The sequence below is a fragment of the Kitasatospora sp. NPDC057223 genome (assembly GCF_042669755.1).
Classification (GTDB): domain Bacteria; phylum Actinomycetota; class Actinomycetes; order Streptomycetales; family Streptomycetaceae; genus Kitasatospora.
Genome location: NZ_JBHUWW010000096.1, coordinates 24,374 through 34,935 on the forward strand (window position 1 = coordinate 24,374; position 10,562 = coordinate 34,935).

Sequence of the window (10,562 nt, forward strand, 5' to 3'; positions counted from 1 at the left end):
AGGGGGCGCGCAGTCACTTGACGGTGACCTTGGCGCCAGCGGCCTCGAGCTGGGCCTTGGCCTTCTCGGCAGCGTCCTTGGCAACCTTCTCCAGGACCGGCTTCGGGGTACCGTCAACGAGGTCCTTCGCCTCCTTCAGGCCGAGGGAGGTGAGGGCGCGCACCTCCTTGATGACCTGGATCTTCTTGTCGCCGGCGCTCTCGAGGATGACGTCGAACTCGTCCTGCTCCTCGACGGCCTCAACGGCGGCGGGGCCGGCGATGACGGCAGCGGCCGGGGCGGCAGCCTTGACGTCGAACTTCTCCTCGAACGCCTTGACGAACTCGGAGAGCTCGATCAGGGTCAGGGTCGCGAACTGCTCGAGCAGCTCGTCCTGGGACAGCTTCGCCATGATGGCGTCCTTCCACTTGTTCGGCAGGTGCCGGATGTACGGGATGGCGGGCGTACGGGCCCGCTGCGACCGGAGGTACCGGACGCTGAGTGCCTCACGCGTGAGCGTGGATTACTCGGCAGCCTCGGTGGTGTCCTCGGCCTCGGCGGGAGCCGGCGTACCGGCACCGCCCTGCTCGACCTTCGCCCGGAGCGCCTCGGCAGTGCGGGCGAACTCCACCAGCGGAGCCTGGAAGGTAGCCGCGGCCTTCGCCATGGACGCCTTCAGACCGCCGGCCAGCTTGGCGAGCAGCACCTCGCGGGACTCGAGGTCCGCGAGCTTCTTGATCTCATCGGCGGACAGCGCCTTACCGTCAAGGACACCGCCCTTGATGATGAGAGCGGGGTTGTCCTTGGCGAAGTCACGCAGAGCCTTCGCCGACTCCACCGGGTCACCGGTGACGAAGGCGACAGCCGTCGGACCCGCGAACAGGTCGTCGAGCTCCGTGATCCCGGCCTCATGGGCAGCGATCTTGGTCAGCGTGTTCTTCACCACGGCGTACTGGGCGTTCTCGCCCAGCGAGCGACGCAGGTTCTTCACCTGCTTCACCGTCAGACCGCGGTACTCGGTCAGCACGGCCGCGTTCGAGGCACGGAACTTGTCCGTGATCTCGGCGACGGCTGCAGCCTTGTCAGGCCTTGCCATAGGCTTACGCCTCCTTCCGTGATGTCGAAGTCGGGCCGACCTGCGAAAGTCGACCATCTGTACCTCGGACACGCCGGTCTGGTCGGAAGGAGACACCCTGCAAAACAGTGAGAGCCCCGGTGCGCAGGCGCACGGGGCTCAAGAAGACCTCTACGGCCGGACGGCGAACCGAACGGACCGGAAGTCCAAGCTCCAAACACTCCTGCGCGGGCTGTCTGCGGAAATTCGCAGATCCTTCGGTCGCCCCGCACTCCTGCGAGCACACGACGACAACCAGCGGTCTTTGGCTTCCACCAAAGTAGCCCGGCCACAAGGTTTGAAGCAAATCGCCCCGCTCCGTCCCGGGACGGGCGGGCTCAGCGGGCGGGCTCAGCGGGCAGTCGGGCACAGCGGGCAACCGGGCTCAGCCGGCAGCCGGGCTCAGCGGGCGGTCGGCGCGATGCTGCGGGTCCCGCCGTCGGCGGTGTCCGTCTCGGCCGGAGCCTGGAGCGACAGGGCCCCGCCGAAGTCGGAGTACAGCACCGTGTCGTCGGCGCTGCCGTCCGGCCCGGCGCCCGTCCGCCGCAGCTGGACGACCTGGTCCTTGTCGTTCAGCCACAGGTCGAGCGTCAGCGAGGTGGCCCCGCCGGGCGCCAGCGCCGACTCGAGCCCCTGCCGGCGGGCCGCGCTCAGCTGGGTCTGGGCCGCCGCGTACTGCGCCGCCGTGGTGGTGACCCGGTAGTGCTGGACCGTGCTGTCGTCGATCTTCTCCTCGCCGACCAGCACCGGATCGCTCACCGCGGTCGCCGCGGCCAGCGCGACGACCGGGTTGAGCTGGTCGAACAGCCCCGCGTACGGGACCTCGCGGTGCCCGTCCGGGCCGGCGGCGCCGCTGAACTTCTCCCAGTGGCGGCCGCTCAGGCGGGCGGCGGTGGCCTCGTCCCCGCCCTGGTAGGCCGTGGTGTCCATGACGATCAGCTGCTCGGAGGTGCCCGGCGTGCTGCGCTTGATCTGCAGGGCCGTCTTGGGCTGCCAGAACAGCAGTCCGGTGGCGCTGTCCTGGCCGAGCCGGTAGGCGATCTTGGCCCGGCGGGCGGTCTGCATGGCGATCTGGGCCGAGAGCAGCACCCCGTGCGGGGAGCGGTCGGTGGGCTTGGCGGCATCGGTCGGCGAAGCGCCCACCGAGCTCGGCGCACTGGGCGTGGCCGGGCCGGCGGCCGGGGCCGCCCCACCGGTGCACCCGGCCAGCGCGCCCGCGAGCAGCACGACGGCCACCCCGGCCGTCATCCGCCGCCGCACTGCCATGCCGTCTCCTGCCCTCGATACCTGCTGCCGGTGCCGTCCACCATGTCACGCGGCCGCCCTCCGCCCCGCGCGGGCCTACCCGCCGACGACCTCGGCCGGCGCGGGGGCCCGGACCTCGAACGCCACTCCCGGGTCGGAGACAGCCGTGGTGGTGACTTCGGTTCCGGCCGGGCCCTGCACGGTCTGCCGCATCCGCAGCAGCCGGTCCTCCTCGGTGATCCAGACGTCGTAGTCGACCGATTCCGTGCCCTGCGCCCGGTAGTACCCGAGGACGGCCGCCAGTCGCGGCCCGGTCAGGTTCTGGTCGGCCCCGAACAGCGCCTCGACGGTGGCGCTCGCCCGGTAGTGGGTGGCCGGGGTGCCGCCGACGTCCTCGGTCCCCACCGTGCTGAGCTTCCCGACCAGGGCGACCGAGCGCAGCCGGCCGCTGGGGTTCGACACCAGCCCGGTCATCCAGCCGCCCGCGTAGCCGCCGGCTCCGGCTCCGGCCGGATCGAGGGCCTCCGCCCCGGCCCGCTCGGACCGCTGCCACCGGCCGCCGGGGAGCCCGCCGGCCGGCGCGTCGTGTGCGACGTAGCAGAGACCGTCCACCACCAGCACCCGGCCGCTGCCCAGCCGGTCGGTGAGCCGCAGGTCGCCGATGTCCCTGGCGCCCCAGGAGAGCGTGCCGTCCGCACTGCTCTGCCCCGCCGGCCCCTGCCGGTCGGTGCGGATCCGGGCGCTGCCCGAGTCGTCCAGGCCCTGGGCGGCAGCCATCAGTACCTGCCGGGCCGGGCGCTCGGCCGGCGTGCCCTGCGAGACGGCGCCTGGCTGCGAGCCGGGCCCGGGGCCGCTGCTCACGTCGAGGGTGGCGATGGCGGCGCCGAACACCGTCAGGGTCGCCACCACCCCCAGGGCGACTATTCGGTCGGACGGCACGGGACGCTCCACAGGACGCGGGCAGGGTCAGCCGAGCGTAATCCGGCGGCCGACGCGACCGGCGGCCGGGGGTATCCCGTGCCGGGTAGGCGGCCCGGAGCAACGACAGCGGGCCCGTACCCCCGGGAAAAGGGGGTACGGGCCCGCCGTACGGACTGAGCTGCGCCCAGGACGCGACCGCCGGTCAGAGCACGAGGGCTCAGACGGAGGCCGGGTCCTCCTCGACCAGGAGGTTGCGGGTGCGGTTCGGGTCCACCTGGATGCCGGGGCCGATCGTGGTCGCGATCGCGGTCTTCTTGATGTACCGGCCCTTGGCCGCGGACGGCTTGGCGCGGAGCACCTCGTCGAGGGCGGCGGCGTAGTTCTCGACCAGCTGCTCGTCGGTGAAGGAGACCTTACCGATGATGAAGTGCAGGTTCGAGTGCTTGTCGACGCGGAACTCGATCTTGCCGCCCTTGATCTCGTTCACGGCCTTGGCCACGTCCGGGGTCACGGTTCCGGTCTTCGGGTTCGGCATCAGACCACGCGGGCCGAGCACGCGGCCGAGGCGGCCGACCTTGCCCATGAGGTCCGGGGTGGCGACGACGGCGTCGAAGTCGAGGCGGCCCTTGGCGACCTCGTCGATGAGCTCGTCGGAGCCGACGATGTCGGCACCCGCAGCACGCGCGGCCTCGGCACGCTCGCCGGTCGCGAAGACCAGGACCCGAGCGGTCTTACCGGTGCCGTGCGGGAGGATCACGGTGCTGCGGACCATCTGGTCGGCCTTGCGCGGGTCGACGCCCAGACGCATGGCGACCTCGACGGTGCCGTCGAACTTGGTGGTCGACGTCTCCTTGGCGAGGCGGATGGCCTCAAGGGGTGCGTAGAGACGGTCGCGGTCAACCTTGGCGGCCGCGGCCGTCAGAGCCTTGCTGCGCTTCACTGCTGCTCCTGAATAGATAGCGGAGTTGTGGTGTCTCGGGCCGCGCTGGCCCTACCACAGGGACGAAGGGGGCTGATCAGCCCTCGACCGTGATGCCCATCGACCGGGCGGTGCCGGCGATGATCTTCGCGGCGGCGTCCAGGTCGTTGGCGTTCAGGTCGGGGAGCTTCACGGTGGCGATCTCGCGGACCTGGGCGCCGGTGATCTTGGCGACCTTGGTCTTGTGCGGCTCGGCCGAGCCCTTCTCCACGCCCGCGGCCTTCAGGATGAGGCGCGCGGCCGGCGGCGTCTTCGTGACGAAGGTGAAGGAACGGTCGTCGTAGACCGTGATCTCCACCGGCACGATCATGCCGCGCTGCGACTCGGTCGCAGCGTTGTAGGCCTTGCAGAACTCCATGATGTTCACGCCGTGCTGGCCCAGCGCGGGGCCGACCGGCGGAGCCGGGTTGGCCGCGCCGGCCTTGATCTGGAGCTTGATAAGCCCCGTGACCTTCTTCTTCTTGGGAGGCATGTCTCTCCGGGTCCTTCTGAGAGGGGATTGTCGAAGTGTGCGGCCAGGCGGGGCGACACCCGGAAGGCAGCGCACACATCGGACCAGGCTAACGCGGATGCGTCGCTGGACCAAAACGGTTCGGGGGCGGAGCCGAAGCCCCGCCCCCGAACCGAAGACCTGTGCAGATTTACCTGCGGCCGGGTCAGTTCTTCTGGATCTGGTCGAACGAGAGCTCGACCGGGGTCTCGCGACCGAAGATCTCGACCAGGCCCTTGACCTTCTTGGAGTCCGGGTTGATCTCGTTGATCGTCGCCTGCAGCGTGGCGAACGGCCCGTCGGTGACGGTGACCGAGTCGCCGACCTCGAAGTCGAGCACCTGGACCTCGACCGGCTTGCCCGGCATCGGGCGGCCGGCGTCCTTGGCCGCCTGGCGCTCCACGTCGGGGGCGAGCATCTTGACGACCTCGTCCAGCGTCAGCGGGTACGGGTCGTAGGCGTTGCCGACGAAGCCGGTGACACCGGGGGTGTTGCGCACGACGCCCCAGGACTCCGGGGTGAGGTCCATGCGGACCAGGACGTAGCCGGGGAGCTTGTTCTGGCGGATGGTCTTGCGGTCGCCGTTCTTGATCTGGACGACCTCCTCCTGCGGCACCTCGGACTGGAAGATGTAGTCCTCGACGTTCAGGGAGACGGAGCGCTGCTCCAGGTTCTGCTTCACGCGGTTCTCGTAGCCGGCGTAGGTGTGGATGACGTACCACTCGCCCGGCGCGGTGCGCAGCTTCTCGCGGAACTCGGCGACCGGGTCGACCTCGACCTCGGGCTCCTCCTCGGCCTCGGCCTCGGCAGCAGCGTCCTCGTCCTCGTCCTCTTCGTCGGCCTCGGCAGCGTCCTCGTCGTCCTCGTCGGACTCCACGTGCAGCGCGGCGACCTCGGCGGGCACGTCGGCCTCGTCCTCGTCGGACGCCTCGACCTCGTCCTCGTCGCTGTCCGCGGCGTCCACGATCTGCTCGGCGGACTCGGAGTCGGCGGCACTGTCAGCCAGTGCGGCCGCGTCCAGCTCGGCGGCGACATCCGCCTCGCGGACGGTCTCGTCGGCGTCGTACAGGGGGGACTCAGACACGGTGGCTGCTTCTTTCCTGGAGATGGTGAAGATGGCGCGCTCCGGGCCGCTCCGGCGCCGCGCTGCTCTCGCGGGCGCGCCAGGAAAAACGACTCAGAGACTTCAACAGTACCGAGTCCACGGTAGCGGGCTCGTACGATCGCCGCCGACAGCTCGACCCGGACCAATGAATCGGCCCGGGTCGGTGTGCTTGTCCTTGGTGCTGAAGTCGGTGGGGCGGAGGTCGGTCAGCCGAAGATCCACAGGCTGAGCTTGGCGAAGCCGAAGTCGAGACTGGCCACCAGGCCCATGATCACGACAACGAAGACGACCACGACGGTGGTGTAGTTGACCAGCTCGTTGCGGCTCGGCCAGACGACCTTGCGCAGCTCCGCGATGATCTGGCGGTAGAACAGCGCCAGCCGGGCGAACACGCCCTTCTTGGCGCGCTTACCGGACTTCTTGTCGCCGTCGCCACCGCGGCCGGCACGCTTGCGGTCGCGGCGCGAGAGCGCCTTGTCCCCGCCCTCGGCAGGCGTGGCCCCGTCAGCGCCTTCGGCACCCTCAGGGTTGCCGCTCTCAGGCGTTGCGGTGGAGCCCGTGGTCTCCGTCACTCGTCCTCACCTGAATCCGGTCCAGCCGAGCGTCGCGCGCGCCTTGAGCACGAGCGATCCGGCGAAAGCAGTGCTGATTGTGGCCCTCTCCGCATCAAGCCCGCTCGCTCGACGAGAGCGAACGGGCTTGCCACGGATCAAGCAGCAGGGCAAGAGGGACTTGAACCCCCAACCGCCGGTTTTGGAGACCGGTGCTCTACCAATTGAGCTATTGCCCTACGGCACCTTGCGGCGCCTGCAGTGTCCCCCAACCTACCGCATCCTGAGCCGCTGTACAGACAGTGACTTCGGACACCGCAGTTCGGGAGCCATCGAGCAGTGAGTGTACGTGTTCCAGGGCGTTTGGTCGAACCTCTCACCCCCGGGAGCCCCGGACGGTGCGCCCCGGCCGCCGCGGTCCACCCCGTGCGCGTACGCATGGTGAAACCGCGATGCCCGGTCCGTCCCGGTTCTGCGAACATTCAGGCATGAGCGCTTCCACCCCGCAGCCCGACAGTTCCGTCCGCCCCGCCGACCGCCGGGTGTCCGCCCGGATCGGTGCGATCGCCGAGTCCGCCACCCTCGCGGTGGACGCCAAGGCCAAGGCCCTCAAGGCGGCCGGCCGGCCGGTCATCGGCTTCGGCGCAGGCGAGCCGGACTTCCCCACCCCGGACTACATCGTCGACGCCGCCGTCGAGGCCTGCCGCGACCCCAGGAACCACCGCTACACCCCTGCCGGCGGCCTGCCCGAGCTCAAGGCCGCGATCGCCGCCAAGACGCTGCGCGACTCCGGCTACCGGGTGGACGCCTCGCAGGTGCTGGTCACCAACGGCGGCAAGCAGGCCATCTACGAGGCCTTCGCCGCGATCCTCGACCCGGGCGACGAGGTCATCGTCCCGGCCCCGTACTGGACCACCTACCCGGAGTCGATCCAGCTCGCGGGCGGCGTCCCGGTCGAGGTCGTGGCCGACGAGACCACCGGCTACAAGGTCTCGGTCGAGCAGCTGGAGGCCGCGCGCACCGAGAACACCAAGGTCCTGCTGTTCGTCTCGCCCTCCAACCCGACCGGCGCGGTGTACACCCGCGACGAGGTCGAGGCGGTCGGCCGCTGGGCCCTGGAGCACGGCCTCTGGGTGCTCACCGACGAGATCTACGAGCACCTGGTCTACGGCGACGCCGAGTTCGTCTCGCTGCCGGCCCTGCTGCCCGAACTCGCCGACAAGACCGTCGTGGTCAACGGCGTGGCCAAGACCTACGCGATGACCGGCTGGCGGGTGGGCTGGGTGATCGGCCCGCAGGACGTCATCAAGGCCGCGACCAACCTCCAGTCGCACGCCACCTCCAACGTCTCGAACGTGGCCCAGCGCGCCGCGATCGCGGCGGTGGCCGGCGACCTCTCCGCCGTGCACGAGATGCGCACCTCGTTCGACCGCCGCCGGCGCACCATCGTGCGGATGCTCAACGAGATCGACGGCGTGGTCTGCCCCGAGCCCGAGGGCGCGTTCTACGTCTACCCGTCGGTGAAGGGCCTGCTCGGCAAGGAGATCCGCGGCAAGCGCCCGGCGACCTCCGCCGAGCTGGCGAGCCTGATCCTGGACGAGGCCGAGGTCGCGGTCGTCCCCGGCGAGGCCTTCGGCACCCCCGGCTACCTGCGGCTCTCCTACGCACTCGGGGACGCCGACCTCGCCGAGGGCGTCGGCCGGCTGCAGAAGCTGCTCGGCGAGGCCGTCGCCTGACCCGCGCCGAAACCACCGCCCCCGTCACCCCTTCGAGGGACGTGACGGGGGCGGTTCCCGTCCGGGGCCCGGATACGGCAGGATCAGCGAATGGAACGCCTGCCTGTACCCCGCGACGTGAGGGACCTGCCCAAGGCCCATCTCCACCTGCACTTCACCGGCTCGATGCGCCCGGCCACCCTGCTGGAGCTCGCCGACAAGCACCGGATGCGGCTGCCCGAGGCCCTCAGCTCCGGCGAGCCGCCACAGCTGCGCGCCACCGACGAACGCGGCTGGTTCCGCTTCCAGCGGCTCTACGACACGGCCCGCTCCGTCCTGCGGGACGAGGAGGACATCCGCCGGCTCGTCCTGGAGACGGCCGAGGACGAGCGGCGCGACGGCTCCCGCTGGCTGGAGATCCAGGTCGACCCGACCTCGTACGCGCCGCTGCTCGGCGGACTGATCCCGGCCCTGGAGCTCGTCCTGGACGCCGTCCGGCACGCCTCCGAGGCCACCGGGGTCGGCATCAGGGTGCTGGTCGCGGCCAACCGGATGAAGTCCCCGATGGACGCCCGGACACTGGCCCGCCTCGCCGTCCGGTACGCCGACCAGGGCGTGGTGGGCTTCGGCCTCTCCAACGACGAGCGGCGCGGCCTCGCCAGGGACTTCGACCGGGCCTTCGCGATCGCCAGGAACGGCGGCCTGCTGGCCGCGCCGCACGGCGGCGAGCTGTCCGGCCCGGAGTCCGTCCGGGACTGCCTGGACGACCTCGGCGCGGGCCGGATCGGCCACGGCGTGCGCGCCGCGGAGGACCCGCGGCTGATGCAGCGCCTCGCCGACCGCGAGATCACCTGCGAGGTCTGCCCGTCCTCCAACGTCTCGCTCGGCGTCTACGAGCGGGCCGAGGACGTACCGCTGCGCAGGCTCTTCGAGGCGGGCGTGCCGCTCGCGCTGGGCGCCGACGACCCGCTGCTGTTCGGCTCCCGGCTGGCCGAGCAGTACGGCCTGGCCCGGGACGTGCTCGGCTTCAACGACGCCGAACTCGCCGAACTCGCCCGGCAGTCCGTCCGGGGCTCGCGCGCGCCGGAGAGCGTCCGGAAGGAGCTGCTCGCCGACATCGACACCTGGCTGACGGGCTGACCGGCCGGGCCGGGTCCGGGGACGCCTAGAGGGCGACGCCCACCAGCACCGGCTCGTTGACCAGCTCCACCCCGAAGGCCGACCGCACACCGTCCCGGATCTCCCGGGCCAGTGCCAGCAGGTCCCCGGCGGTGGCGCCGCCCCGGTTGGTGAGCGCCAGGGTGTGCTTGGTGGAGAGCGTGGCCGGCCCGCTGCCGTAGCCCTTGCCGAAGCCGGCCTGGTCGATCAGCCAGGCTGCGGAGGTCTTGGTGCAGCCGTCCGGCGCGGGGTAGGCGGGGGCGGTGCGGCCGTCCAGCCCGGCCAGGAACGCCTGGTACTGAGCGGCCGTCAGGACGGGATTGGTGAAGAAGGAACCCGCCGACCAGGTGTCGTGGTCGGCCGGGTCCAGCACCATGCCCTTGCCGGAGCGCAGGCGCAGCACGGCGTCCCGGGCGGCCGCCAGGCCGACCCGCTCGCCCTGCTCGACGCCCAGGTGCCGGGCCGTCTCGGCGTACTTCACCGGGGTGGAGAGCCCGCCGTTGTCCTCCAGCGCGAAGCGCACCCGCAGCACCACGTAGCGCTCGGGGTCGGCCTTGAAACGGCTGTGGCGGTAGGAGAACCCGCACTCGGCGCCGGTCAGGGTGACCGTCCCGCCCGCCCGGCGGTCGTACGCGACCACCTCGGTGATGCTGCTCGACACCTCCTGGCCGTACGCGCCGACGTTCTGCACCGGCGTGGCGCCGGCCGAACCGGGGATGCCGGCCAGGAACTCGATGCCCGCCAGGCCCTCGTCCACCGTCCGGGACACCGCGTCGGCCCAGACCTCGCCGGCGGCCAGTTCGAGCGTCGCGGCGTCCAGCCCGAAGCCGGTCGTGGCGATCCGCAGCACGGTGCCGGCGAACCCGCCGTCGCCGATCAGCAGGTTGCTGCCGCCGCCGATCACCAGCAGCGGCTCACCCGCGGCGTCGGCCTCGCGGACGGCCTGGACCACCTCGGCATCGGTGGTCGCGGTGACCAGCCGCCGGGCGGGGCCGCCGAGCCGGAGGGTGGTCAGCGGGGCGAGGGGAGCGTCGTGTTGTACCAGCACGCCCCCAGCGTACGGGGACCGGCAGGCGCCGGCCGCGCGCCCCGGACACCGCGACCCGCCGCACTGTGTCGTGGATCACATCCGAGCCGAAGGTGCCAGGACGGCCGAAATCGGCCCGCCGACGGGTAGTCCCCGCTGTCCGGCCACCGTGCGTCTGCCTTCGAGGACGAGGCGCGCACCATCGGCAGCACCGCGCCCCCGGCCGGCTGACCGCCCTCGGCACAACGGGCGGGGCCCGGGGCGTTCGCCCCGGGCCC

11 protein-coding genes and 1 tRNA gene are annotated in these 10,562 nt (G+C 71.4%); 2 read left to right on the plus strand and 10 right to left on the minus strand.

Annotation, left to right across the window (positions count from 1 at the left end; translation table 11 throughout):
• Positions 1-13: 13 nt before the first annotated feature.
• From rplL to ACFUK0_RS28205, 9 genes are all read right to left on the minus strand, one after another.
• Entirely contained in the window at positions 14-394 is a 381-nt protein-coding gene (gene rplL, locus ACFUK0_RS28165; protein ID WP_380255078.1) for a 50S ribosomal protein L7/L12, read from the minus strand.
• A gap of 108 nt (positions 395-502) precedes the next feature.
• Complete coding sequence (gene rplJ / locus ACFUK0_RS28170; RefSeq protein WP_380255058.1) at positions 503-1,075, minus strand: 50S ribosomal protein L10; 573 nt, start codon at positions 1,073-1,075, stop codon at positions 503-505.
• Between the two features lie 420 nt (positions 1,076-1,495).
• A complete protein-coding gene (locus ACFUK0_RS28175; protein WP_380255060.1) occupies positions 1,496-2,359 on the minus strand; it encodes a hypothetical protein in 864 nt (287 codons plus the stop codon).
• A 75-nt stretch (positions 2,360-2,434) separates the two neighbouring features.
• Positions 2,435-3,277: a hypothetical protein gene (locus tag ACFUK0_RS28180; protein WP_380255062.1), complete on the minus strand. Its 843-nt coding sequence runs from the start codon at positions 3,275-3,277 to the stop codon at positions 2,435-2,437.
• A 199-nt stretch (positions 3,278-3,476) separates the two neighbouring features.
• Complete coding sequence (gene rplA, locus ACFUK0_RS28185; protein WP_380255064.1) at positions 3,477-4,199, minus strand: 50S ribosomal protein L1; 723 nt, start codon at positions 4,197-4,199, stop codon at positions 3,477-3,479.
• A 76-nt stretch (positions 4,200-4,275) separates the two neighbouring features.
• Complete coding sequence (gene rplK, locus ACFUK0_RS28190; RefSeq protein WP_380255066.1) at positions 4,276-4,710, minus strand: 50S ribosomal protein L11; 435 nt, start codon at positions 4,708-4,710, stop codon at positions 4,276-4,278.
• A gap of 184 nt (positions 4,711-4,894) precedes the next feature.
• Positions 4,895-5,812, minus strand: coding sequence for a transcription termination/antitermination protein NusG (gene nusG / locus ACFUK0_RS28195; RefSeq protein WP_380255068.1), 918 nt, complete (start codon positions 5,810-5,812; stop codon positions 4,895-4,897).
• Between the two features lie 227 nt (positions 5,813-6,039).
• On the minus strand, positions 6,040-6,405 hold the full coding sequence (gene secE / locus ACFUK0_RS28200) for a preprotein translocase subunit SecE (protein ID WP_380255070.1): 366 nt from the start codon (positions 6,403-6,405) through the stop codon (positions 6,040-6,042).
• A gap of 145 nt (positions 6,406-6,550) precedes the next feature.
• Positions 6,551-6,623: transfer RNA gene (locus ACFUK0_RS28205), tRNA-Trp, on the minus strand.
• Positions 6,624-6,872: 249 nt separating this feature from the next.
• Here ACFUK0_RS28205 and ACFUK0_RS28210 point away from each other — a divergent pair.
• Positions 6,873-8,120 (plus strand): pyridoxal phosphate-dependent aminotransferase, encoded by a 1,248-nt coding sequence (locus ACFUK0_RS28210; RefSeq protein ID WP_380255072.1) that lies wholly within the window; start codon positions 6,873-6,875, stop codon positions 8,118-8,120.
• Between the two features lie 90 nt (positions 8,121-8,210).
• The gene (locus ACFUK0_RS28215) at positions 8,211-9,239 is read left to right on the plus strand and encodes an adenosine deaminase (RefSeq protein WP_380255074.1); all 1,029 of its coding nucleotides are present in this window, start codon (positions 8,211-8,213) and stop codon (positions 9,237-9,239) included.
• A gap of 25 nt (positions 9,240-9,264) precedes the next feature.
• On the opposite strand, the gene ACFUK0_RS28220 is transcribed toward ACFUK0_RS28215, so the two are convergent.
• A complete protein-coding gene (locus ACFUK0_RS28220) occupies positions 9,265-10,305 on the minus strand; it encodes a UDP-N-acetylmuramate dehydrogenase (RefSeq protein WP_380255076.1) in 1,041 nt (346 codons plus the stop codon).
• Positions 10,306-10,562 lie beyond the last annotated feature (257 nt).